The organism is Roseateles sp. AC306 (assembly GCF_979253795.1).
The window spans coordinates 339,472-363,047 of sequence record NZ_CEEDEB010000004.1 but is presented as its reverse complement, the minus strand read 5'-3'; the positions used below and the strand labels follow the sequence as shown (position 1 = coordinate 363,047).

Genomic DNA, 23,576 nt, shown 5'->3' with positions numbered 1-23,576 from the left:
GGAGCGGGATAAGAGACTCGAACTCTCGACCTATACCTTGGCAAGGTATCGCTCTACCAACTGAGCTAATCCCGCATTTGTTGAACAGTTGCCTGTTCAGCGAAGCCGGCAGTGTAACCCGATTTTTAGCCGGATGACAAGCCGGTCACGCTCAGTGGGGCACGACCGTGCTCTTGGCCGCAGCCTCTTCCGGCTTGGCCGCGGCGACAGCGACCTCCTCGTCCGGCAGCGGCAAAGGCATGGTCTCAAGAGCCACCTCAAGGACGCGCTCGATCCAACGAACCGGAACGATTTCCAGATGGTTCTTCACGTTCTCAGGGATGTCCTGCAGGTCCTTGACGTTGTCTTCCGGAATCATCACGGTCTTGATGCCGCCACGGTGGGCCGCGAGCAGCTTCTCCTTCAGGCCACCAATGGCCGTGACCTCGCCGCGCAGCGTGATTTCACCGGTCATGGCGACGTCAGCGCGCACCGGGATGCCGGTCAGCGCCGACACGAAGGCCGTCGTCATCGCCGCACCCGCGCTCGGGCCATCCTTGGGCGTCGCGCCATCGGGCACATGGACGTGAACGTCGCGCTTCTCGAAGACCTCGTCCTTGATGCCCAAGCGGCGGGCGCGCGAACGCACCACCGTGCGTGCGGCCTCGACGGACTCCTTCATCACGTCGCCCAGCGAGCCAGTGCGGATGATGTTGCCCTTGCCCGGCATTGCGGTCGCCTCGATGGTCAGCAGATCACCGCCCACTTCGGTCCAAGCGAGGCCGACGACCTGACCGACCTGATTCTTCTTCTCGGCACGACCGAAGTCGTACTTCCGCACGCCCAGGAAGTCGTTGAGGTTGTCCTCGGTCACAGTGACCTTGCCCTCATAGGTCTTGAGCTGGATGCCCTTCACGACCTTGCGGCAGATCTTGGACATCTCGCGCTCGAGCGAGCGCACGCCGGCTTCACGGGTGTAGTAGCGGATCACGCCACGCACGGCCGATTCGGTGACGTCGAGTTCCGCATCCAGCACGCCGTTGTTCTTGCGTTGCTTGGGCAGCAGATAGGTCTGCGCGATATTGACCTTCTCGTCCTCGGTGTAGCCCGACAGGCGGATCACTTCCATCCGGTCCAGCAGCGCTGGCGGGATGTTCATCGAGTTGGATGTGGCCACGAACATCACGTCGGACAGGTCGAAGTCGACCTCGACATAGTGGTCGCCGAAGGTGTGGTTCTGCTCAGGATCCAGAACCTCCAGCAACGCCGAAGACGGGTCGCCGCGGAAGTCCATGCCCAGCTTGTCGATCTCATCGAGCAGGAACAGCGGGTTGCGCGTGCCGATCTTGGACAGGCTCTGCAGCACCTTGCCCGGCATGGAGCCGATGTAGGTGCGGCGGTGACCGCGAATCTCGGCCTCATCGCGCACGCCGCCCAGGGCCATGCGGATGAACTTGCGGCCGGTGGCGCGGGCCACGCTCTGGCCGAGCGAGGTCTTGCCGACACCCGGAGGGCCAACCAGGCACAGGATCGGCGCCTTGACCTTCTCGACGCGCTGCTGCACCGCGAGATATTCAAGGATGCGGTCCTTGACCTTCTCGAGGCCGTAGTGGTCCTCGTTCAGCACGTCCTCAGCGTTCTTGAGGTCGTGTTTGATCTTGGTCTTCTTGCTCCAGGGCAGGTTGACCAGCGTGTCGATGTAGTTGCGCACCACCGTCGCTTCGGCGGACATGGGCGACATCAGCTTGAGCTTCTTGAGCTCGGCGTCGGCCTTCTTGCGTGCCTCCTTGGGCATCTTGGCGGCGAGGATCTTCTTCTCGAGCTCCTCCATGTCGGCGCCTTCTTCGCCGTCGCCGAGTTCCTTCTGGATGGCCTTGACCTGCTCGTTCAGGTAGTACTCGCGCTGGCTCTTCTCCATCTGGCGCTTGACGCGACCACGGATGCGCTTTTCGACCTGAAGGATGTCGACCTCATGCTCGAGGAGATCGAGCAGTTTTTCAAGGCGCTTGGCCACTTCGGCCAGGTCAAGCACGGCCTGCTTCGCGTCGAGCTTGAGCGGCAGATGGGCAGCGATCGTGTCGGCCAGGCGACCCGGATCGTCGATGCCGCCGATGGACGTGAGGATCTCAGGCGGGATCTTCTTGTTGAGCTTGACGTACTGGTCGAACTGCTGCGTGACGGCGCGGCGCAGGGCCTCGACTTCGGGCGCGTGCTCGGTCTCCGGCGGAATGGGCGTCACTTCGGCAACGAAGTGCTCACCGGGCTCGGTGATCGACAGGGTCGTGGCGCGCTGCAGGCCTTCGACCAGCACCTTCACGGTGCCGTCGGGCAGCTTCAGCATCTGCAGGATGCTGGAGACGCAGCCGACCTCGAACATGTCTTCGGGCTTGGGCTCGTCCTTGCCGGCGGCCTTCTGGGCGACCAGCATGATCTGGCGGCCCGCTTCCATCGCGGCTTCAAGCGCCTTGATCGACTTGGGGCGCCCGACGAACAGCGGGATGACCATGTGCGGGAAGACGACGACGTCGCGCAGCGGCAGCAGCGGCAGCGTGATCGGGTCGGCGGGGAGGATGGGATGTCCGGACATGAAGACCTCTCTTTCTCAGGCCGATGTGCGGCCTGAGGGGGCAATTGCAAGTTGAGGGCTTAGTGGAGGCTCAGGCGCTGGCCTTTTGCTCGCGATAGACCAGCAAGGGACGTGCCGAGGTGTCCTCGATGTTGTGCTCGTCCAGCACGACCTTCTCGACGCCATCGAGGGCAGGCAGGTCGAACATCGTGTCGATCAGCGACTGCTCCATGATGGAACGCAGGCCGCGGGCGCCGGTCTTGCGCGCCAGCGCCTTGCGGGCGATGGCCACGAGCGCTGGCTTGCGGATTTCAAGCTCGACACCGTCCATTCCGAACAGCTGCTGGTATTGCTTGAGCAGCGCGTTCTTGGGCTCGGTGAGGATCTGCACGAGCGCTTCTTCGGTCAGCTCGCCAAGCGTGGCAACGACGGGCAGGCGGCCGACCAGTTCGGGGATAAGGCCGAACTTGATGATGTCCTCGGGCTCGCACTCACGGAAGACCTCGCCGACGCGCTTGTCGGACTTGCTCTTCACGGTCGCGCCGAAACCGATGCCTGACTTCTCGCTGCGGTTCTGAATGACCTTTTCGAGGCCATCGAAAGCGCCTCCGCAGATGAACAGGATGTTGGTCGTGTCGATCTGCAGGAAGTCCTGGTTCGGGTGCTTGCGGCCGCCCTGCGGCGGCACCGAAGCCATCGTGCCTTCGACGAGCTTGAGCAGGGCCTGCTGCACACCTTCGCCGGACACGTCCCGCGTGATGGAGGGGTTATCAGCCTTGCGCGAGATCTTGTCGATTTCGTCGATGTAGACGATGCCGCGCTGCGCACGCTCGACGTCGTAATTGCAGTTCTGCAGCAGCTTCTGGATGATGTTTTCGACGTCCTCGCCGACGTAGCCGGCTTCGGTCAGCGTCGTCGCGTCGGCGATCACGAAGGGCACGTTCAGCAGGCGCGCCAACGTCTGCGCCAGCAGCGTCTTGCCGGAGCCAGTCGGGCCGATCAGCAGGATGTTGCTCTTGGACAGCTCGACCGAGTCCTTGCTCGTCGCCATGTGCCGCAGGCGCTTGTAGTGGTTGTAGACGGCGACGGCGAGGGTGCGCTTGGCGACGTCCTGGCCGATGACGTATTGGTCAAGGCTGGACTTGATCTCGCTCGGCACGGGCAGGTCGGACTTGCCGGCGCGGGCAGCCGGAGCCGGAGCGGGGATCTCGTCGCGGACGATGTCGTTGCAGAGCTCGATGCACTCGTCGCAGATGAAGACGGACGGGCCGGCAATCAGCTTCTTCACCTCGTGCTGGCTCTTGCCGCAGAACGAGCAGTACAAAACTTTTTCGCTGGAGGTGCCTTTTTTGTCGGCCATGGGTCTGCTCGGGATGCCAGTGATCAGGCGGGTGCCTGAATGATGATAGTCCAAACGATCTCGGGGCCCTTGTGGGGATAAGGGCCCCGATTCCGCCGCGAATCCGGGGGCCGGTTACAGCCCCTCACGACTCGATGTCGCGTCAGGGGCGGTGTTCCAGCACTTGGTCGATCAGGCCGTAGCCCTGCGCCTCGGAGGCGGACATGAAATAGTCGCGCTCGGTGTCCGCCTGGATTTTCTCAAGGCTCTGACCGGTGCGCTCGGCCAGGATGCGATTGAGAGCGTCGCGCGTCTTCAGGATTTCACGCGCATGGATTTCAATGTCGGTCGCCTGGCCCTGCGCGCCGCCCAGCGGCTGGTGGATCATGATCTTGGCGTTGGGCAGCGAGAAGCGCTTGCCCTTGGCGCCCGCTGCCAACAGGAAGGCACCCATGCTGGCAGCCATGCCCATGCACAGCGTCGAAACCTCGGGCTTGATGAAGTTCATCGTGTCGAAGATGGACATGCCGGCCGACACGCTGCCGCCCGGGCTGTTGATGTAAAGCGAGATTTCCTTGTCGGGGTTCTCGCTCTCCAGGAACAGCATCTGGGCGACCACGAGGTTGGCCACGCCATCGTTGACCGGGCCGACCAGAAAGATGATGCGCTCGCGCAGCAGGCGCGAGTAGATGTCGTAGGCGCGCTCGCCCCGACCGGACTGTTCGATGACCATGGGCACGAGGCCGAGATTGCTGGTGTCGAGAGCGCTCATTCAGTTCCTTGAAGACTAAGCAATAGCAGCTGTTATGGGGGCAGATTATGGCCACGCAAGTAAAAAGGCGCCGGCCTTGCGGCACGGCGCCTTCATGAGGCGAAGGGCTCTCAGTTGCCGGTGGCCATCAGCTCGTCGAAAGGCAGGGCCTTGTCGCTGACCTTGGCGCTTGCCAGCACGAATTCCGTGACATTGTTCTCGACGACGACGGCCTCAACCTCGGCCATGCGCTCGCGGTCGCTCAGGTACCAGCGCATGACTTCGGCCGGCTTCTCGTAGCTTTGCGACAGCTCTTCGATGTGCGCCTGCAGCTGGGCCGGCTTGGCCTGCAAGTTGTTCGAGCGCACCAGCTCGGCGACTACCAGGCCCAGGCGCACACGGCGCTCGGCCTGCGGCTTGAAGATGTCGGCGGGGATCTCGGCCTTGTCGGCGTCCTTGACGCCGCGCTTCTTCAGGTCCTCGCGGGCCTGGCCAACCATGCGCTCGGCCTCACCCTGCACCAGGGCGTTAGGCACGTCCAGTTCGGAAGCAGCCACCAGCGCGTCCATCACGGCGCCCTTGTTGCGGGCCAGCACGCGGAACTTCACTTCACGCTCAAGGTTCTTCTTGATGTCGGCGCGCAGGGCTTCGACGGAAGCATCCTTGATGCCCAGGGCCTTGGCGAAGGCCTCGTTCACTTCGGGCAGGTGCTGGGCTTCGATCTTCTTGACGGTGACGAGGAAGTCGGCTTCCTTGCCGGCCACGTCCTTGCCGTGATAGTCCTCGGGGAACTGCAACGGGAAGGTCTTGCTCTCGCCAGCCTTCATGCCGCGCACCGCGGCGTCGAACTGCTCCAGCATCTGGCCTTCGCCGATCAGGAACTGGAAGCCCTCGGCCTTGCCGCCCTGGAAGGGCTCGCCGTCGATCTTGCCTTCGAAATCGATGGTGACACGGTCACCGGCTTCTGCGACGTCGGCAGCGGGACGCTGCGCGAAGCTGCGGCGCTGCTTGCGCAGGATCTCGACGGTCTTGTCGATGGCTTCCTCGGTCACGTCGCTGGTGACGCGCTCGACTTCGGCGGCGCCCAGGTCGCCGATCTTGACTTCGGGGTAGATCTCGAAGGTGGCATCGAAGGCCATCTGGCCTTCGGGCGCCTGCTCCTTCTGCTCGATGCGCGGAGCGCCGGCAACGCGCAACTGGGCTTCGTTGGCTGCGTTGTTGAAGGCAGCGCCGAGCTTGTCGTTGACGACCTCGTATTGCACCGAGTAGCCATAGCGCTGAGCGACAACGCTCATCGGCACCTTGCCGGGGCGGAAGCCGTCGGCCTTGACGGTCCGCGCCAGCTTCTTCAGGCGAGCTTCGACTTCGCTGTTGATGTCAGTGGCCGCCACGTGCAGGGTGATGCGGCGTTCCAGCTTTTCGAGGGTTTCGACAGTGACGGCCATGATGGACTCGGGAACAGTTGAAGGACAGTGTGGTGCGCGGGGCCGGACTCGAACCGGCACGCCCGTGAAGGCGTCAGGACCTAAACCTGGTGCGTCTACCAATTTCGCCACCCGCGCGATTCTTGGGTTGGGCTGCCCATGCACCGTTAGATGACCTGGCAACCCCGTAGGCGATTCGGCAAACCGGCGATTGTAGCGATGCCGCGCCGGCTGCCGGCCGGCCCGGTCCACGGGGCGGCAAAACCCTGACCGCCGCTAGAACGCCTCACCGGGCTCTGTAGGCAACTGGCTGTGCATGCGGCTGTGCTCCTCCTCTTGCGGCCGCACGACGCGGAACCAGGCCGCGTACATGGCCGGCAGGGCCAGCAACGTGAGTACCGTGGCGACGATGAGGCCGCCCATGATGGCCACTGCCATCGGCCCCCAGAACACGCTGCGCGACAACGGGATCATGGCCAGCACCGCCGCCGCTGCCGTCAAAACGATGGGGCGGAAGCGCCGCACTGCAGACTCGACGATGGCCGACCAGTCCGGCACGCCCCGGGCGCGGTCCTGCTCGATCTGGTCGATGAGGATGACCGAGTTGCGCATGATCATGCCCATCAACGCGATGACGCCGAGGAGTGCGACGAAGCCAAACGGCCGATTCAGCAGCAGCAGCGCGGCAGCCACACCGGCGATGCCCAGTGGCCCGGTAAGGAAGACCAGCATCGCCCGGCTGAAGCTGTGCAGTTGCAGCATCAGTAACGTGAAGGTGATGAACAGCATGATGGGCACGCCCGCCGCAATCGAGCCCTGGCCCTTGCTGCTCTCTTCCACCGCACCAGCGATCTGGATGCTGTAGCCGGTGGGCATCTGCTTTTGCAGTTCGTCGAGCGTGGGCCAGACCTCCTTGGTCACCGTCGCGCCCTGCAGGCCTTCGGCGACATCGCCCTGCACCGTGACGGCATACAGCCGACCCTCGCGCCACATGACGCCGGGCTCCCAGGCGAATTCGATCTTGGCGATCTGCGCCAACGGGATGGCACGGCCGGTGGCGGTCGGCACGTAGGCGTTGGCGATGTCGGTGATGACCGAGCGCTCTTCCTCCGGCTGGCGCAGCACGATGTCGATGAGCTTGTCGGCCTCGCGGTACTGGCCGATGACGCTGCCTGACAGCAGCGTGCGAGCGGATTGGGCCAGGCTCTGGCTCGTGACGCCCAGGGCCCGCGCCTTGTCCTGATCGATGTTGAGCTTCAGCGTCTTGACGTTCTCGTTCCAGTTGTCATTAACGCCGCGCATGTTGGCGTTGCTGCGCAGGATGTCCTTGGCCTTGTCGGCCCAGTCGCGCACGATCTTTGGGTCCGCGCCGGTGACTCGGAATTGCACCGGGTAGGGAACGGGCGGGCCGTTGGGCAGCAGCTTCACGCGACCGCGGGCCTCGGGGAACTCCTCGGCCAGCAGTGCCGGAAGCCGCTTGCGCAGCTCTTCGCGTTCGGTCAGGCTTTTCGGCACCAGAATGGACTGCGTGACGTTGGCCTGCGGAAAGATCTGGTCCAGCGGCAGGTAGAAGCGCGGAACGCCGGCGCCAATCCAGCTGGTTACGGTCGAGATCGACGGTTCCTTCAGCATTCGGGCCTCGAAACGCTTGGCCAGCGCCTCGGTCTCCTGAATGGTGGAGCCCTCCGGAAGCCACAGGTCTACCAGCACCTCAGGGCGGCTGGAGTCCGGGAAGAACTGCTGCTGCACGCGGCCCATGCCGACGATGCCCAATGCGAACACGAGCAAGGTGATACCGATGGTCTTCCAGCGGTGCTCGACGCACCAGCGCACCACGCTGCGGAAGCGGTTGTAGAAAGGCGTGTCGAAGAGGTCGTGCACCTCGCCTTCATTCGCGTGCTTGGTCTTCAGCAGAAGCGCGCCCAGGTAGGGCACGAAGTAGACCGACACCGCCCAGGAGATGACCAGCGATGCGGCCGTCACCGCAAAGATGGCGAAGGTGTACTCGCCCACGGTCGACTTCGCCAGGCCGATGGGCAGGAAGCCCACCGCTGTGATCAGCGTGCCGGTCAGCATGGGCATGGCCGTCACGTCGTAGGCGTATGTGGCGGCGTGCATCTTGTCGTAGCCCTCTTCGAGCTTGCGAACCATCATCTCGACCGCAATGATGGCGTCATCCACCAGCAGGCCGAGCGCGATGATCAGCGACCCGAGCGAAATCTTGTGCAGGCCGACGCCCCAATAAAACATCGCCACGAAAGTGATGGCCAGCACCAGCGGGATGGTGATGCCGACGACCAGGCCCGGCCAGATGTCCAGACGCAGCGGCCGCGTGTGCAGGCCGAGCGCGATGAAGCTGACGGCCAGAACGATGACAACCGCCTCAATGAGCACATGGACGAACTCGCCGACCGAGGTGGTGACCGCCTTGGGTTGGTCCTGGATCTGCTCCAGCAGCATGCCGGCCGGCAGTTCGCGCTCGACAGTTTTGAGCGCGGCATTCAAGGCCTTGCCCATCGCGATGATGTCGCCGCCCTTGGCCATGGAAATGCCCAGCGCCAGCACTTCCTTGCCCTGGTGGCGCACCTTGGTGGCGGGCGGATCGACATAGTCGCGCCTGATCTCGGCGATGTCGCCCAGGCGCATCTGGCTGGCAGCGCCTGTCTGCGGATTGACGGCGCGAATGGGCACCTCGGCCAGCGCCTGCGCCGACGTGAACTGACCCTGCACGCGCACCTGGAAGTTGGCGCTGCCGGCATTCAGCACGCCTGCGCCTTCGACGGCGTTCTGCGCGCCGATCTGGTTGATGACCTGGGTGAAGTCCAGGCCGAGCTGGGCCAGGCGCTTCTGAGAGACCTCGATAAAAAGCTTCTCCGGCTGCACGCCGAAGATCTCGACCTTGGCCACGTCCTTGACCTGCAGTAGCGTGTGGCGCATGCGGTCAGCGTGCTCACGCAGCTCCTCCCGGCTGAAACCGTCGGCAGACAGTGCGTAGATGGAACCGTAGACGTCGCCGAACTCGTCGTTGAGCAGCGGGCCGAGCACGCCTTGCGGCAGCGTCGCGCGCATGTCGCCGATCTTCTTGCGCACCTGATAGAAGACGTCGGGCACGTCCTTGGGCGGTGCGTTGTCCTTCAGCTGGAATAGCGTCAGCGACTCACCGGGCTTGGTGTACGAGCGGATCTTGTCCGCATGGTTCACCTCCTGCAGGGTCTTCTCTATCTTGTCAGTGACCTGGTCGGCCATCTGCTGAGCCGTGGCGCCCGGCCAGAAGGCCTGCACGACCATGATCCGGAAGGTGAACGGCGGGTCTTCGTCCTGGCCGAGCTGGAAGTAGGCGGCAAAGCCCATCAGCATCAGCACCACCATCAGGTAGCGCGTCAGCGCCGGATGCTCAAGCGCCCAGCGCGAGACATTGAAGCCTCCGCCCAGCGCGTCGTTGTTCGGGGGAGTGTTCATGCGCGCTCCCGACTCAACGAGAGGCTGCAGGAGCGGCGGGAGCGGCCGTCGTCCGAGGCGGCACGTAGCGCTTGACCTTCTGGCCCGGAGACAACACATGGACGCCGGCAACCACCACCTCCTGGCCAGCGCTCAGCCCGCCAGCGATGACGACGTCGTTGCCGTCGGCACCACCCACCTGCACGGGCACCGGCTTGACGGTCATGGACGCGCCGTCCAGCACCCAGACCGAGGTCTTGCCTGCCTGCTGAAGCACGGCCGACAGCGGCAGCTTGATGACGCTAGCCGTCTGGGGCAGATCGAGCACGACGGTGGCGGACTGGCCGAGCTTCACGTCAAGCTTGCCGGCGTCAGCCTTGATGAGGAAGGTGCGCGTGACCGGGTCGGCAGCAGCAGACACCTCGCGCAGCGTCAGCGGATAGGTCTGCTGCGTGCCCCACAGGCGCACCTTGAGCGCGCCGGCACGGCCAGCGGCGGCCTTGACGCGGCCGATCTGGTCCTCCGGCACCGAGAAGACGATGTCGCGCGGTCCGTCCATCGCGAGGCGCACGACCGGCGTGCCGGCGGCCAGCACCTGGCCGGGCTCGGCATCCACGCCGGTCACGACACCCGCGCCATCAGCCACCAGCTGCGCATAACCGGATTGATTGCCTTGCACGTCGGCCTGGGCCTTGGCCTGATCCAGCTGTGCCTGCGCGGCCTTGAAAGCCGAGTCACGTCGCTCCAGTTCGGCCGTGCTGATGAAGCCCTGGCGCTGCAGGTCGACGAAGCGCTTGTAATCGGCGCCCATCTGGTCGCGGTTGGTGCGCGCCGCGGCCACACCGGCGGTGGCGGCTGCCTCGGCCAGCTTCAAGTCCTGCGCATCGATTCGGGCCAGCACCTGGCCAGCCTTGACCGTATCGCCCAGGTTCACCGACCGGCTCAGCAGCTTGCCGTTGACGCGGAAGGACAGGCGCGACTCGGTGCGCGGCTTCACCTCGCCCGCATACTCATGGCTCGCGCTCGCGGTGCCCGTGCTGACGAGCTGGGTGCGCACGGCGCGCTCCGGCTCCGGAGCGGCGGCCTGCTTGCTGCAACCCGTCATCAGGGCCGTGAGCAGTGCCAGCCCCGACAGGGGCAGCGCAAGACGCGACAGACGCGGCAGATGGGACATGCAGACCTCGGCAGAATGGAACCGCCGGCCCAAAACTTTAATGACCGGCGGGTCAGTAATGTATGCAGGCCTCATGGCAACTGTCAAACTCGCGGAATTTCGCTTGAACAGCGCGGCTTTGCAAGCGGAACTTGAGAAATAGCTTGAGCGTCGACCACTACGAAAACTTTCCCGTCGCCTCGCTGCTGTGTCCGCCCTCGCTGCGGCCGGCCGTCGTAGCCGTTTATCACTTCGCACGCACGGCGGACGACCTCGCGGACGAAGGCGATGCAACCACCGCCGAGCGCCTGCAGGCGCTGCGCGACTACCGCGCCGACCTGGCCGCCACCGTCGCCGGCCAAGCGCCATCTTCCCGCTGGCCACGCGTGTTCACGCCACTGGCGCGAGAGATGCACCGCCTGCAACCCGCCCTGCTGCATGACCTGCTCGACGCCTTCGAGCAGGACCTGACCCCGCCTCGCTACCGCGACCGCACCCAGCTGCTGGACTATTGCCGCCGCTCCGCCAACCCGGTCGGGCGGCTGCTGCTGGGCCTGTACGGCGTGAATGATGCGACCTCGCTGCGCCGCTCGGACGCCATCTGCTCGGCGCTGCAGCTCATCAACTTCTGGCAGGACTTCACGCGCGACGGACCCAACGCCCGTCTCTACGTGCCACAGGCCGACCTGGACCGCCACGGCGTGCTTGCCGAAGACGTGCTGGCCTGCCAGGACAGCCCGGCCGCACGCGCACTGATCCGCGATCTGTGCGGCTGGGCGCGCGCGCTGATGCTGGAGGGCGCGCCGCTGGCCCTGACGCTGCGCGGCCGGGCGGGGTGGGAGCTGCGCCTGGTTGTACAGGGCGGCCTGCTCATCCTCGACAAGATTGCCGCCAGGGGCCACGACAGCCTGCTGCGCCGCCCTGCGGTCACGGCATGGGATGCGCCGCGACTGGCCTGGCGTGCACTGACAATGCGCGCCACATCATGAGTCCAGAGCCGTGACGCCCGAACAGTACGTCCAGGAAAAAGCCGCCGCCAGCGGCTCCAGCTTCTACTACGCCTTCCTCTTCCTGCCGCCGCCCCGGCGCGCCGCCATCACGGCTTTCTACGCCTTCTGCCGCGAGGTGGACGACGTCGTCGACGAAACGCAGGACGCCGGTGTCGCCGCGACCAAGCTGGCCTGGTGGCGCAAGGAGGCTGCGAGCTCCTTTGCCGGCCAGCCCAGCCACCCCGCCATGAAGGCGCTGATGCCGCATGTGCAGGCCTACGACATTCGACTGGACCACCTGCTCGCCGTCATCGAAGGCTGCGAGATGGACCTGCAGCAGACGCGCTACCTCGACTTCCCGGGCCTGCAGCGCTACTGCCACCTGGTGGCGGGCGTCGTCGGTGAAGTGGCCAGCGGCATCTTCGGCCGCACCCAGCCGCAGACGGTTGAGTACGCTCACAAGCTGGGCCTGGCCATGCAGCTGACCAACATCATCCGTGACGTCGGCGACGATGCGCGGCGCGGGCGCATCTATCTGCCGGTGAACGAGCTGCAGCAGTTCGGCGTCAAGGCGAGCGACATCCTGCTGCGCAGCAAGCCCTGGGGCTACAGTGATCGCTTCACGGCGCTGATGAAGTTCCAGGCAGAGCGCGCGCACCGCCTCTACGACGAGGCCACCGCGCTACTCGCCGAGAGCGACCGCAGCGCGCAAAAGCCCGGGCTGATGATGGCCAACATCTACCGCGCGCTGCTCGTCGAGATCGAGCGCGAGGACTTCCAGGTGCTGCACCAGCGGATCGCGTTGACGCCGCTGCGCAAGCTCTGGATCGCGATGAAGACGAACTGGCGCGGCAGGTGAAGGTCGCCGTCATTGGCGGCGGTTGGGCTGGCATCGCGGCAGCGGTTTCGCTCGATGATGCGGGCCATGACATCGCCGTCTTCGAGATGGCGCCGCAGCTCGGCGGCCGGGCGCGCAGCGTCGCCGGCGAGCCGCCCTACGACAACGGCCAGCACATCCTCATCGGCGCCTACCGCGACAGCCTGGCGCTGATGCGCCGCCTCGGCATCGACGCTGAGCAGGCGCTCAAACGCCTGCCGCTCACCCTGCCTTACCCCGGCGAGTCCGGGCTGCGCCTGCCGCCAGGGCCGCCGCTGATCGCCTTCATGCGCGGCGTGCTGGCCAACAGCGGCTGGTCGTTGAGTGCGCGGATCGGTCTGCTGACGGCAGCCGGCGGCTGGCTCGCGCGCGGCTTTCGCTGCGACCCAGCGCTGAGCGTCGCCGAGCTGTGCGCCGGCCTGCCTGCCGCGGTGAAGCGCGACCTCGTCGAGCCGCTGTGCGTCGCCGCGCTGAACACGCCCGCCCCGCAGGCCAGCGCCCGCGTCTTCCTGCGGGTGTTGAAGGATGCGCTGTTCAGTGGTGCCGGCAGCGCCGACCTGCTGCTGCCACGCCGGCCGCTGTCCGAGCTGCTGGCCGGGCCGGCGACGGTGTGGTTAGGTGATCGCCTTCGCCTGGGCCACCGCGTGCAGGCCATCGAGCCCGGCTCGCGCGTCGACGGCGAGGCCTTCGACGCTGTCGTGCTTGCCTGCACCAGCGTCGAAGCCGCGCGGCTGACGGCCGGCATCGCCCCTGCCTGGTCGGCCATCGCGCACGGCCTGGGCTTCGAGCCCATCATCACCGTCTACCTGCACAGCCCAGGCAGCGCCCTGCCCTCGCCCATGCTGGCGCTGCGCGAAGGGCCGGACGCCCCGGCCCAGTTCGTCTTCGACCACGGCGCGCTCGGCGGCGCCCCGGGCCGCTTCGCCTTCGTCGTCAGCGGCGCTGCGAGCTGGGTCGAGCGCGGCGGCTGTGCCGAGGCCGTCCTGGCGCAGGCGACCCGCGAACTGCACTGGGCCACGCCTCCCGTCATTGACAGGGTGCTCACCGAAAAGCGTGCCACCTTTGCCTGCACGCCCAACCTCGCCCGGCCGTCCGCCTTCATCGCGCCCGGCCTGTGGGCGGCCGGCGATTACATCGCCGGGCCCTACCCCGCCACGCTGGAAGGCGCCGTGCGCTCAGGCATGGCGGCCGCTCAGGGCGCCGGCACGGGCAATGGCGACGGTACCGGCGCAAACGGCGCGGCCAAGGGCTCGCCCACAAACACGCCCTGAGCCGGCCAGGCGACGCTGTGCCAGTAGGCCTCCAGCGCGCTGACGCCCTGGGCATAGGCCTGGATCAGCACCTGCGGGTGCGGGAACTTCTGGACATGGTTGCAGGGCTCGCTGACCGTGCCGTAGCTGGCCGTAGCACCCGCGTCTATCCAGTCGAGGATGTTCATCTGCCCGTCGCCGACCGGCTTGTCGAGCTGACCGCCATATGACGTCAGGTGATCGGCCAGCGCGCCAGGCAGCCATTCGCCGCCCAAGGGCGCAGGCACACGCGCCAGGCCGGTCTCGTAGACCAACGTGCGGCGCATGGCCGGCAAGGCGTCGCTGCGCACACGCGCGACCTCGAAGCCGGCCACCCCGGGCACCGGCCCGGCCGGCGGGAACAGCCGCTCGCGCACATTGCGGTTGGCATCGGGCGTCGCAGCCAGGTAGGCCATGGCCGGTTCGGACGCACCGGCAGCCAGCGTGTGGTCGGACGCGATGCCTCGCTCGATCATGGCCAACGCGGCCGGCACCGACCGCGCCGCCAGTTGCATGGCGGGGCGCAGGCCCAGCACGATCCAGGGCCTGGCGCCGAAATAACCCGTGTAGGGGCTGACGCGCGTCGCCGCGCAACTGTGGGCGCAGACATCGGCCTGCAGGCCCATGCCCAACGCGCTGGTCAGCGAATTGCAGTCCACCGCATAAGGCTGCACCCAGGCCAGCGCCAGGCCGTTGACGTGCTCGGGCATCTGGGTGCGGATGGCCTGGTCGAGCGCGCTGAACTCCTCGCGCGTCAGGCTGGCGCGCTGCGGCAACTGCACACGAACGATCTGGGCCTCCGGGATGCCGCGGCGCCGGGCGTAGTGCTCGCCCACAGTGACGGAATAGGGATCGGCCGTGTTGATGACGAGGCCGAGCTCATTGGCCGTGATGCGCCCGTAGAGCTTGGGCATGCGACTCCAGCGCGCCGCCGTCACCGGCTCCGCCGCCTGGGCCGCCGCAGACCACAGGCAAAGCAATATTGCTAGAGCTTGCCACGTGCTGAACACCGATCTCGCCATACAAAACACAGGCAATTTCCTCCACAATGAAGCCATGAAATCCAAAGAGGCGCAGCAGACCCCGGCCATCCAGGTGCTGGAGCGCATGTTCTCGCTGCTGGACGTGCTCGCCAGCCACCAGGACCCGGTCTCGCTGAAGGCCCTGTCCGAGGCCACAGGGCTGCACCCTTCCACGGCGCACCGCATTCTCAATGACCTGACGCTGGGCCGTTACGTCGACCGCCCCGAAGCCGGCAGCTATCGCCTGGGCATGCGGATGCTGGAGATGGGCAACCTCGTCAAGGCACGGCTGGACGTTCGTGATGCCGCCCTGCCCGCCATGCGCGAGCTGCACAAGTTCACCCACCAGCCGGTCAACCTCTCCGTGCGCCAGGGCGACGAGATCGTCTACATCGAGCGCACCTACTCCGAGCGTTCGGGCATGCAGGTCGTGCGGGCCGTCGGCGGCCGGGCGCCCTTGCACCTCACGTCGGTCGGCAAACTTTTCCTGGCCAGTGACGACAGCCCCCGCGTGCGGGCCTATGCGGCGCGCACCGGCCTGGCCGGCCACACGCGCAACAGCCTCACCGAAGTGGGCGCCCTGGAGCGCGAGCTGGCCACCGTGCGCCAGCGCGGCATCGCCCGCGACGACGAGGAACTGGAACTCGGCGTGCGCTGCATGGCCGCCGGTATCTACGACGACCAGGCCAAGCTGGTGGCCGGCCTGTCCATCTCAGCCCCGGCCGACCGGCTGGAGGAGAGCTGGGTGGTGAGGCTGAAGGAGACGGCGGCGCAGATTTCGTCGTCGCTCGGACACCGGGCCTAGCCCGCAAAATAAAAAAGCGGCGCCGAGGCGCCGCTTTGCATCAGGGTTCAGAAGCTCAGAGCTTCGCAGCCACCGTCGCGTCGCCGGGCTGTGTCGCCAGCCACTTGCGCATGCGCTCGGCGTCGGCAATCCGCGACGCCTTGCCGCTGGAATCCAGGAACACCATGATGAGCTTGCGGCCGGCCATGCTGGCCTGCATCACGAGACACCTGCCGGCCTCGTTGATGAAGCCGGTCTTCTGCAAGCCGATGTCCCACAGCGGGTTGGACAGCAGGCCGTTGGTGGAGCGGAACTGCACCAGGCGCTTGCCCAGCGCCACGCGCGCCTCGCGCGACGTAGACAGGTCGCGCAGCAGCGGCACCTGACTGGTGACGTTGACGAGTTTGGCCAGATCGGCCGCGCTGCTCTGGTTGCGGCTGGACAGGCCGGTGGGTTCGACGTAGTGCGTATCCGTCATGCCGAGGCTGATGGCCTTGGCGTTCATCGCGGCGACAAATGCGTTCAGCCCACCTGGATAGTTGCGCCCCAACGCATGGGCGGCGCGGTTTTCGCTGGACATCAAGGCCAGGTGCAGCATCTCGCCGCGCGTCAGCGTGGTACCGAAGGCCAGGCGCGAACCGGTGCCCTTCTCGGTGTCCTTGTCCTCATCGGTCACCGTCAGCTTTTCGTCCATCGACAGACCGGACTCGACAACGACCAGCGCCGTCATCAGCTTGGTGATGGAAGCAATCGGCAGCACCGCCTGCGGGTTCTTGGAGAAGAGCACCTCGTTGGTGTCCTGATCCATCACGTAAGCAACGCTGGATTTCAGAGCCAGTGGGTCATCGGCTGCGTGCAGGCCCGCGGCCATGCCGAAGGTGGCCACGGCGGGAACGAAAGCCACCGGCCTGCGCAGCACGACGGATCTGGCCTTGCGGACCTGCGTCGTGGTGGCCTTGGCCTTGCTGGCTTTGGTGGATTTGCTGACGGCGGCCTCGGCAGTGCCCGTGAAGGACAAGAGGCTGAAGCTCAGGAGTGCGGCGGCGAATGAAGTCTTCAACGGGTTCCCCAACAGCAGGAGGGCAGTGTACGTGACGTCAAAAGCACTGACAAGATAAGAACTTAGGCCTGATACCTCAAGTGAGGTCTCGCCTACGCTCCGTTTTGTTGCAGTTGCTCCAACGCACCCAAGTAGGCCTCGGCCGACAGGCAACGGGAATCGGGATCACCCCCAAATCCACTTGCCAGCCGGTTCCGCACGCTACCTGCGGTGACCTTGGGCTCGATTCTGAGGGTGACAAGGGCCGTCTGCGCCGTGAGCACCGGGGCGTTTACGCGCCAGATTCCACGCGGCTTGGTAACGATTGCGCCCGGCGTGACGCGGGTCACGCCGGTTACCACCGCCTAAAAAGGCATCAGCCCTGAGCGGCGACCCGCTCGACCTTGCTCTGCAGCTTGTTCAGCGCGCTCAGATAAGCCTTGGCGGAGGCGACGACGATGTCGGGATCGGCGCCGACGCCATTGACGACGCGGCCGGCGTGCTGCAGCCGCACCGTCACCTCACCCTGCGACTCCGTGCTGCCGCTGGTGATGGCGTTTACCGAATACAGCAGCATCTCTGCGCCCGACTCGACGACAGACTCGATGGCGCGCAGCGTCGCGTCCACCGGGCCGTTGCCGTCGCTCTCGACACTGTGCTCCTGGTGGCCGACCGAGAAGACGATGGCCGCATGCGGGCGCTCGCCGGTTTCGCTGCGCTGGGACAGCGACAGCAGCCGGAAGTGCTCCTGCTCGGCCGTCACGGACTCGTCCATGACGAGGGCGAGGATGTCCTCGTCGAAGATCTCGTTCTTGCGGTCGGCCAGGTCCTTGAAGCGCACGAAGGCCGCGTTGACCTCGGTCTCGCTTTCCAGTTGGATACCCAACTCCTGGAGGCGCGCCTTGAAGGCATTGCGGCCCGACAGCTTGCCCAGCACGATCTTGTTGGCGGCCCAGCCCACGTCCTCGGCGCGCATGATCTCGTAGGTGTCGCGCGCCTTGAGCACGCCGTCCTGGTGGATGCCGCTGGCGTGCGCAAACGCATTCGCGCCGACGACGGCCTTGTTGGGCTGCACGACGAAGCCGGTGGTCTGCGACACCAGCCTCGAAGCGGGCACGATCTGCGTAGCGTCAATGCCGACATCCAGGCCAAAGTAGTCACGCCGCGTCTTGACGGCCATGACGACTTCTTCGAGCGAACAGTTGCCGGCCCGCTCGCCCAGGCCGTTGATCGTGCATTCGATCTGCCGCGCGCCGCCGATCTTCACGCCGGCCAGCGAGTTGGCAACGGCCATGCCGAGGTCGTTGTGGCAGTGCACGCTCCAGATCACCCGGTCGGAGTTGGGGACCTTTTCGCGCAGTCGGCGGATGAAGTCGCCGTACAGCTCTGGGATGCCGTAGCCGACGGTGTCCGGGATGTTGATGGTGCCGGCACCTTCCTTGATGACCGCCTCGCAGACGCGGGCCAGGAAGTCGATGTCGGAGCGGTAGCCGTCCTCGGGCGAGAACTCGATGTCGCCGCACAGGTTGCGCGCAAAGCGCACGGCCAGCGTCGCCTGGTCCAGCACCTGTTCGCGCGTCATGCGCAGCTTCTTCTCCATGTGAAGTTCGCTGGTGGCGATGAAGGTGTGGATGCGCGCGCGGTTCGCACCGGCCAGTGCCTCGGCGGCACGCGAGATGTCGCGGTCATTGGCGCGGGCCAGCGAGCAGATGGTGCTGTCCCTCACCGCCGCCGCAATGGCCTTCACGGCCTCGAAGTCGCCGTTGCTCGAAGCCGCGAAACCGGCCTCGATGATGTCGACCTTCATGCGCTCCAACTGGCGGGCGATGCGCAGCTTCTCTTCACGCGTCATCGACGCGCCGGGCGACTGCTCGCCGTCGCGCAGCGTGGTGTCGAAGATGATGAGCTTGTCGGTCATCGCACGTTCTCCTCTCTGGATTGGGGCACGGTCAGCTGAGCGCGCGACAGGCCGGACAGGATGGCCTGCATGGACGCACGCACGATGCTGCCATCAATGCCCACGCCGTGGCGCGTCTCGTTGCCGACGCGCAGTTCCAGGTAGGCCACCGCGCGGGCATCGGCACCGCTGCCGATGGAGTGTTCGTGATAGTCCAGCACCCGCACCTCCTGACCCAGGCGGGTCGACAGCGCGTTGACGAAGGCGTCGATAGGGCCGTTGCCCTCGCCCTGCACATGGCCCATCCAGCCGCCCAGCACGACCTCGGCCGACAGCCGCATGGCGCCACCCGCGACCTCGGTCATCTGCGGCTGCACGACGGTCGCGCCCGCATTGCCGATGCCGTATTCGCGCTCGAAGATGGCGTAGATGTCGGCCGCCGTCAGCTCCTTGCCGACGTCGTCCATGACGCGCTGCACGACCTGGCTGAACTCGATCTGCAGGCGGCGCGGCAGTTCCAGGCCGTACTCGGCTTCGAGCAGGTAAGAGATGCCGCCCTTGCCCGACTGGCTGTTCACGCGGATGACGGCGTCATAGCTGCGACCCAGGTCCTTGGGGTCGATGGGCAGATAGGGCATGTCCCAGATGTCGCCGGCCTTGCGCGCCGAGAAGGCCTTCTTGATGGCGTCCTGGTGCGAGCCGGAGAAGGACGTGTAGACCAGGTCGCCGACGTAGGGGTGGCGCGGATGCACGGGGATCTGCGTGCAGTGCTCGACGCAGCGACGCACCTCGTCGATGTCGGAGAAATCGAGCTGCGGGTCGATGCCCTGCGTGTACAGGTTCAACGCGATGTTGACGAGGTCGACGTTGCCGGTGCGCTCGCCGTTGCCGAACAGGCAGCCCTCGACGCGATCAGCGCCGGCCATCAGCGCAAACTCGCCGGCCGCCGTGCCCGTGCCGCGGTCGTTGTGCGGATGGACGGACAGCACGATGCTGTCGCGGCGTTCGAGGTGGCGATGCATCCACTCGATCATGTCCGCGAAGATGTTGGGCGTGCTGTGCTCGACCGTGGCCGGCAGGTTGACGATGCACTTGCGCTCCGGTGTCGGCGCCCACATGGCGGTGACCGCATCGACCACCCGCTTGCTGAAGGCCAGCTCGGTGCCGGAGAACATTTCGGGCGAGTACTCGAAGCGCCAATCGACACCCGGCCGAGCAGCGGCCAGCTCCTTGATCTGCCGGGCGTGCGAGGCGGCCAGCTCGACGATGCCGTCTTCATCCTGCCCCAGCACAACGCGGCGCATGACGGGCGCAACGGCGTTATAGACGTGGACGATGACGCGCTGGGCGCCGTCCAGCGCCTCGAAGGTGCGCTCGATCAGGTGCGAGCGCGCCTGCGTCAGCACCTGGATGGTCACGTCATCGGGGATGTGACCGCCCTCGATGAGCAGGCGGATGAAGTCGAACTCGGTCTGCGACGCCGACGGAAAGCCGACCTCGATCTCCTTGAAGCCGATCTTCACCAGTTGCTGGAACATGCGCAGCTTGCGGGCGATGTCCATGGGCTCGATCAGCGCCTGGTTGCCGTCGCGCAGGTCGGTGCTCAGCCAGATCGGCGCGCGGGTCAGCACGGCGTCGGGCCAGGTGCGATCCGGCAATGCGATCGGGGCGAAGGAGCGGTACTTGAGCTGCGGTTGCTTCAACATGGTTTCCATCCGTGGGTGGGGTGGTGCAACCGGCAGCCTTTGAAAACACGAACGGCCCGCTGCGGTTGCATACGGGCCGTTGGGGTCAGAAGTGCGAAGGCGTGACTGACTAGCGAACCCGTGGTTCCTCTAGGGCTAGTAGCAGCATGCCGATCGCGAAATTCATAGGGGCGAAATCTAGCACGAAAGCCTATTGGTGCAAGCCACGTTCATCGGGCTCGTCGGTGCTGGTGGAGATCACACTGACCGGCTTGCCCTTGGACTTCCGCCAGCCGTAGATGACATAACCGGACAGCCCGTAGACGCAGAAGATCACGAACAACACCGTAGGCGGGTCCAGCGCGATGAGGCCGATGGCCAGCATGATGGCCACCAGCACGATGAAGGGCACGCTGCGTCGGCGGTCGAAGACTTTGAAGCTGTAGAAGGGCGCATTCGTGACCATCGAAAGCCCGGCGAACAAGGTCACGCCAAACGCCGTCCAGCGCAGCCACGCCATGTTGTCCACGCCGCTGTACCAGGGCGCGTCGACTGCGCACCAGATCAGCCCCATGACGATGGCCGCAGCCGCAGGGCTGGGCAGGCCCTGGAAGAAGCGCTTGTCGACGACGCCGATATTGACGTTGAAACGTGCCAGCCGCAGCGCGGCACCAGCGATGTAGACGAAGGCCGGAATCCAGCCGGGCTTGCCCATGTCCTTGAGCGCCCACATGTAGACGATGAGGGCGGGCGCGGCACCGAAGGCGACCATGTCGGACAGGCTGTCCATCTGCTCGCCGAAGGCCGACTGCGTGTTGGTCATGCGAGCGACGCGACCGTCCAGGCTGTCGAGGATGGCGGCGGCAAAGATGGCGACGCACGCGACTTCGAAGCGGCCGTTCATCGCCATGATGATGGCGTAGAAGGCGCTGAACAGCGCGGCCAGCGTGATGGCGTTGGGCAGCGCGTAGATGCCCTTGCGGCGGGGGCGGACGACGACGCTGGGCTCGTCGTCCTCGATGGGATCAGGAGTCATGATTGGCAGGATAGCGCAGGGGGCCCTGCTGACAAGTCTCGGCCGGTGCCAAACCTAGCATGCGCCGAAACCATGAAAGCTTCCCATGCCATCAAACTTCGACCCCACCGCGCCCGCCGACTTCGACTTCATCATTGGCGACTGGCGCGTGCTGCACGAGCGGCTCAATGCGCGCCTCGTCGGCAGCACGGAATGGACGCGCTTCGAAGGCCAGACGTCGACGCGAAAGCTGCTCGGCGGCTGGGGGAATATCGAGGACAACCTGTTGCATCTGCCGCATGAGTTAGGGGGCTCCTACCGCGCCGCGGCGATGCGCTCATTCGACAAAGCGACCGGCCTGTGGGCCATCTGGTGGCTGGACGGCCGCTCGCCCCACACGCTGGACGTGCCGGTGCGCGGCAGCTTCGAGAACGGCGTGGGCCACTTCTACGCGGACGATCAACTCGACGGCCAGCCCATCCGTGTGCGCTTCACCTGGTCCATCCAGTCGAACGGCCATCCGCGCTGGGAGCAGGCCTTCTCGCCCGACGCCGGCGCGAGTTGGGAGACCAACTGGCGCATGGAGTTCATCCGCGTCGCCACTTGAAAGCAAAAAAGGCCGGCGCCTCGCGGCACCGGCCCTTCATCGCATGAACGCGACGATTTAGTTCTTGGCCTTGTCGACCAGCTTGTTGGCCTTGATCCACGGCATCATCTCGCGCAGCTTCTCGCCAACGATCTCGATGGGGTGCTCGGCGTTCAGGCGACGGCGGCTCAGCAGCGTCGGGGCGCCGGCCTTGTTCTCCAGGATGAAGCTCTTCGCGTAGTCACCGGTCTGGATGTCCTTCAGGCATTGGCGCATCGCTTCCTTGGTGGCGGACGTGACGACCTTCGGGCCGGTCACATACTCACCGTATTCGGCGTTGTTCGAGATCGAGTAGTTCATGTTGGCGATGCCGCCTTCATAGATCAGGTCGACGATGAGCTTGAGCTCATGCAAGCACTCGAAGTAGGCCATCTCGGGCGCGTAACCGGCTTCGGTCAGCGTCTCGAAACCGGCCTTGATCAGCTCGACCGCGCCGCCGCACAAAACCGCTTGCTCGCCGAACAGGTCGGTCTCGGTTTCTTCACGGAAGTTGGTCTCGATGATGCCGGCCTTGCCGCCGCCGTTTGCTGCGGCGTAGCTCAGCGCCAGGTCGCGGGCCTTGCCGGACTTGTCGGCGTAGACGGCGATGAGGTGAGGCACGCCGCCACCCTGGCGGTAGGTGCCGCGCACGGTGTGACCGGGGGCCTTGGGAGCGACCATCCAGACGTCCAGGTCGGCACGCGGCGTGACCTGGCCGTAGTGCACGTTGAAGCCGTGCGCAAAGGCCAGCGACGCGCCTTCCTTGATGTTGGGCTCGACTTCGTTCTTGTAGACCTCGGCGATCTGCTCGTCCGGCAGCAGGATCATGACGACGTCGGCCGTCTTCACGGCGTCGGCGATCTCGGCGACCTTCAGGCCAGCGCCTTCGGCCTTGCCCCAGGACGCGCCGCTCTTGCGCAGCGCGACGGTGACCTTGCAGCCGCTGTCGTTCAGGTTCTGCGCGTGGGCGTGGCCTTGTGAGCCGTAGCCGATGATGGTGACGTTCTTGCCCTTGATGAGGCTGAGATCGGCGTCCTTGTCGTAGTAGACGTTCATGATGAGTCGCTCCAGGAAAAATCGGTTGGTGTTGGGGTTGAAGACGGATCAGACGCGCAGGATGCGCTCGCCGCGGCCGATGCCGCTGGCGCCGGTTCGGACGGTTTCCAGAATCGCCGCGCGGTCGATCGCGTCGATGAAGGCGTCGAGCTTGCCGGCATCGCCGGTCAGCTCGATGGTGTAGGTCTTCTCGGTCACGTCGATGACGCGGCCGCGGAAGATGTCGGCGGTGCGCTTCATCTCTTCACGCTCCTTGCCGACGGCGCGCACCTTGATGAGCATCAGCTCACGCTCGGTGTAGTTGCCCTCGGTCAGGTCGACGACCTTGACGACCTCGATGAGGCGGTTCAGGTGCTTGGTGATCTGCTCGATGATCTCGTCGCTGCCCGTCGTCACGATGGTCATGCGCGACAGGGACGCGTCCTCGGTCGGCGCGACGGTCAGGCTCTCGATGTTGTAGCCACGGGCGGAGAACAGGCCGACGACGCGCGACAGCGCACCGGGCTCGTTCTCGAGGAGCAAGGCAATGATGTGTTTCATGCGGATCTCGTCCTTGCTGCTCTTCAGCGCCGCTGGCGGTAACCAGCGAGCCTTGGCAGCGGGTTCGAATCGTTGAGGGGATTGCTTGAGTCGGCTGTGCTCGGCATC

The 23,576-nt window shown here is 65.7% G+C and carries 18 protein-coding genes and 2 tRNA genes; 5 read left to right on the top strand and 15 right to left on the bottom strand.

Features of this window, described 5'->3' with window-relative positions:
* Positions 1 to 2: 2 nt before the first annotated feature.
* From AC0IZJ_RS12155 to AC0IZJ_RS12120, 8 genes are all read right to left on the bottom strand, one after another.
* Positions 3 to 75: transfer RNA gene (locus AC0IZJ_RS12155), tRNA-Gly, on the bottom strand.
* A gap of 76 nt (positions 76 to 151) precedes the next feature.
* A complete protein-coding gene (lon, locus tag AC0IZJ_RS12150) occupies positions 152 to 2,566 on the bottom strand; it encodes an endopeptidase La (RefSeq protein ID WP_471849970.1) in 2,415 nt (804 codons plus the stop codon).
* Positions 2,567 to 2,636: 70 nt separating this feature from the next.
* The gene (gene clpX / locus AC0IZJ_RS12145) at positions 2,637 to 3,905 is read right to left on the bottom strand and encodes an ATP-dependent Clp protease ATP-binding subunit ClpX (protein WP_471849968.1); all 1,269 of its coding nucleotides are present in this window, start codon (positions 3,903 to 3,905) and stop codon (positions 2,637 to 2,639) included.
* A gap of 142 nt (positions 3,906 to 4,047) precedes the next feature.
* Complete coding sequence (gene clpP, locus AC0IZJ_RS12140; RefSeq protein ID WP_471849966.1) at positions 4,048 to 4,656, bottom strand: ATP-dependent Clp endopeptidase proteolytic subunit ClpP; 609 nt, start codon at positions 4,654 to 4,656, stop codon at positions 4,048 to 4,050.
* 110 nt (positions 4,657 to 4,766) lie between these two features.
* Positions 4,767 to 6,080, bottom strand: coding sequence for a trigger factor (gene tig, locus AC0IZJ_RS12135; RefSeq protein WP_471849964.1), 1,314 nt, complete (start codon positions 6,078 to 6,080; stop codon positions 4,767 to 4,769).
* A gap of 30 nt (positions 6,081 to 6,110) precedes the next feature.
* A tRNA-Leu gene (locus AC0IZJ_RS12130) sits at positions 6,111 to 6,197 on the bottom strand.
* Positions 6,198 to 6,335: 138 nt separating this feature from the next.
* Positions 6,336 to 9,518, bottom strand: a complete 3,183-nt coding sequence (locus AC0IZJ_RS12125) for an efflux RND transporter permease subunit (RefSeq protein WP_471849962.1) — start codon at positions 9,516 to 9,518, stop codon at positions 6,336 to 6,338.
* A gap of 13 nt (positions 9,519 to 9,531) precedes the next feature.
* Positions 9,532 to 10,671 carry an efflux RND transporter periplasmic adaptor subunit gene (locus tag AC0IZJ_RS12120; RefSeq protein WP_471849960.1) on the bottom strand — a complete coding sequence of 380 codons (1,140 nt, stop codon included), beginning with the start codon at positions 10,669 to 10,671 and terminating at the stop codon, positions 9,532 to 9,534.
* Positions 10,672 to 10,814: 143 nt separating this feature from the next.
* Here AC0IZJ_RS12120 and hpnC point away from each other — a divergent pair, with 143 nt between their 5' ends.
* From hpnC to hpnE, 3 genes are read left to right on the top strand one after another with little or no spacing between them, the layout of a single operon-like run.
* Positions 10,815 to 11,639 carry a squalene synthase HpnC gene (gene hpnC, locus AC0IZJ_RS12115; RefSeq protein ID WP_471849958.1) on the top strand — a complete coding sequence of 275 codons (825 nt, stop codon included), beginning with the start codon at positions 10,815 to 10,817 and terminating at the stop codon, positions 11,637 to 11,639.
* 10 nt (positions 11,640 to 11,649) lie between these two features.
* On the top strand, positions 11,650 to 12,498 hold the full coding sequence (gene hpnD, locus AC0IZJ_RS12110; protein ID WP_471849956.1) for a presqualene diphosphate synthase HpnD: 849 nt from the start codon (positions 11,650 to 11,652) through the stop codon (positions 12,496 to 12,498).
* Positions 12,495 to 13,787: a hydroxysqualene dehydroxylase HpnE gene (hpnE, locus tag AC0IZJ_RS12105; RefSeq protein ID WP_471849954.1), complete on the top strand. Its 1,293-nt coding sequence runs from the start codon at positions 12,495 to 12,497 to the stop codon at positions 13,785 to 13,787. The genes hpnD and hpnE overlap by 4 nt, the downstream gene beginning before the upstream one ends.
* Here hpnE and AC0IZJ_RS12100 read toward each other — a convergent pair.
* Positions 13,709 to 14,719 carry a TIGR03790 family protein gene (locus AC0IZJ_RS12100; RefSeq protein ID WP_471849952.1) on the bottom strand — a complete coding sequence of 337 codons (1,011 nt, stop codon included), beginning with the start codon at positions 14,717 to 14,719 and terminating at the stop codon, positions 13,709 to 13,711. The two genes, hpnE and AC0IZJ_RS12100, sit on opposite strands and share 79 nt — an antisense overlap.
* Before the next feature lie 142 nt (positions 14,720 to 14,861).
* Here AC0IZJ_RS12100 and AC0IZJ_RS12095 point away from each other — a divergent pair, with 142 nt between their 5' ends.
* Positions 14,862 to 15,632, top strand: a complete 771-nt coding sequence (locus AC0IZJ_RS12095; RefSeq protein WP_457422951.1) for an IclR family transcriptional regulator — start codon at positions 14,862 to 14,864, stop codon at positions 15,630 to 15,632.
* A gap of 55 nt (positions 15,633 to 15,687) precedes the next feature.
* Here AC0IZJ_RS12095 and pbpG read toward each other — a convergent pair whose 3' ends face one another.
* From pbpG to pssA, 4 genes are all read right to left on the bottom strand, one after another.
* Positions 15,688 to 16,671: a D-alanyl-D-alanine endopeptidase gene (gene pbpG / locus AC0IZJ_RS12090; RefSeq protein ID WP_471849950.1), complete on the bottom strand. Its 984-nt coding sequence runs from the start codon at positions 16,669 to 16,671 to the stop codon at positions 15,688 to 15,690.
* Positions 16,672 to 17,026: 355 nt separating this feature from the next.
* Positions 17,027 to 18,568 (bottom strand): 2-isopropylmalate synthase, encoded by a 1,542-nt coding sequence (locus tag AC0IZJ_RS12085; protein ID WP_471849948.1) that lies wholly within the window; start codon positions 18,566 to 18,568, stop codon positions 17,027 to 17,029.
* Entirely contained in the window at positions 18,565 to 20,253 is a 1,689-nt protein-coding gene (gene leuA, locus AC0IZJ_RS12080; protein WP_471849946.1) for a 2-isopropylmalate synthase, read from the bottom strand. Before leuA ends, AC0IZJ_RS12085 begins: the two co-directional genes overlap by 4 nt.
* Before the next feature lie 190 nt (positions 20,254 to 20,443).
* Entirely contained in the window at positions 20,444 to 21,268 is an 825-nt protein-coding gene (pssA, locus tag AC0IZJ_RS12075) for a CDP-diacylglycerol--serine O-phosphatidyltransferase (RefSeq protein WP_471849944.1), read from the bottom strand.
* A gap of 85 nt (positions 21,269 to 21,353) precedes the next feature.
* Between pssA and AC0IZJ_RS12070 the strand changes: the two genes are divergently transcribed.
* A complete protein-coding gene (locus AC0IZJ_RS12070; RefSeq protein WP_471849942.1) occupies positions 21,354 to 21,854 on the top strand; it encodes a DUF1579 domain-containing protein in 501 nt (166 codons plus the stop codon).
* 57 nt (positions 21,855 to 21,911) lie between these two features.
* Here the strand turns inward: AC0IZJ_RS12070 and ilvC are convergent, their stop codons facing one another.
* Both ilvC and ilvN read right to left on the bottom strand, forming a co-directional pair.
* Complete coding sequence (gene ilvC, locus AC0IZJ_RS12065) at positions 21,912 to 22,928, bottom strand: ketol-acid reductoisomerase (RefSeq protein ID WP_471849940.1); 1,017 nt, start codon at positions 22,926 to 22,928, stop codon at positions 21,912 to 21,914.
* Positions 22,929 to 22,976: 48 nt separating this feature from the next.
* Complete coding sequence (gene ilvN, locus AC0IZJ_RS12060) at positions 22,977 to 23,468, bottom strand: acetolactate synthase small subunit (protein WP_471849938.1); 492 nt, start codon at positions 23,466 to 23,468, stop codon at positions 22,977 to 22,979.
* Positions 23,469 to 23,576: the final 108 nt, after the last annotated feature.